General features: G+C 36.1%; 1 protein-coding gene. It reads right to left on the reverse strand.

Annotation, left to right across the window (positions count from 1 at the left end):
• Positions 1-740 (reverse strand): Abi family protein (locus tag LJE09_RS17230; protein WP_255601816.1); only part of this gene is annotated, 740 nt, incomplete at its 3' end.
• Between the last annotated feature and the right edge of the window lie 252 nt (positions 741-992).

Here is a 992-nt window from a genome sequence, read left to right on the forward strand (position 1 = left end):
CTTATATGCTCTACTTCTCTGTTTACTCGGTCAATCTCTTTTATGAGCTTTCTTTTAAATTCCAGAAAATCTTTTCCAGGTAATAGATATCTAAAAGCAATCACCACAGCAAACAAATCTTGTTTTCCTTTTTCGTACTGATTACCGCTCTGTGGTAATGAAAGTTTTTTATGAAGCGGTGTATCCGCAATAGCATCTACTGTTCTGTATGTAAACAGTCGTTCCCCATGGGCACATACATTCCTATACTTAGTGAGAACAGATAGAAACTGTTCCATCTGATGCTGATTCAAAGGTTCAAAGTTTTTTGATACTTTTGATTTTAAGGACTGCGGAAACACTCGGAACATTTTTGATAAGTTTCCAAACGTAAGTACATTTGCCAAAACCCATAATGGAATTTCACCATATGTCTTGCGGTAATAGTTGATATATGTATAATCTGTGGTCGTTGTTGCTCGTTTCAAGGTCGCTATCAACTTTACGATTGTTGCATGATTTCTTTTTGTATTATTATAATTATTAGCGTCCAGGTACTGCTTCTGCTCTGCTCCATACATTTCAGTAAAATAGTATGACATCAAAGAACGCATCTGTCGCTCAATCTGCAGTAAATATTTAAAGAACAACTCTCTAAGCTCTGCATCAAACTTATACAGACTGACTATTTCTTCAAAACTTGTTCCTGCTTTATTTTTTTTTGTGTTTGATATTCTAAAAAGATGTTTATATCCTCCCATAAGAGGAAAATATCCTATTTGGCGTAACATCTCTTCTGCATATTCTCCGTCTTTTATTTTTATTCCCTTTTCATCACTGATTCAAGAAACCTGGTCACTAAAAGAAGAGAATTTTTTCGGTGTCTGCATCTCATTTCTCCTTAAAACAAAAGAGGGAGAGACCCGCAGGCTCTCCCCCGCCTGTAGGCTTCGCAAGTTTCTACAGAACGATCACTGAGCTTAGTATACGTCATTTTAAATGTCCTGTCAATA

It is taken from the genome of Blautia sp. DFI.3.45 (assembly GCF_020593505.1).
GTDB lineage: Bacteria > Bacillota > Clostridia > Lachnospirales > Lachnospiraceae > Blautia_A > Blautia_A wexlerae.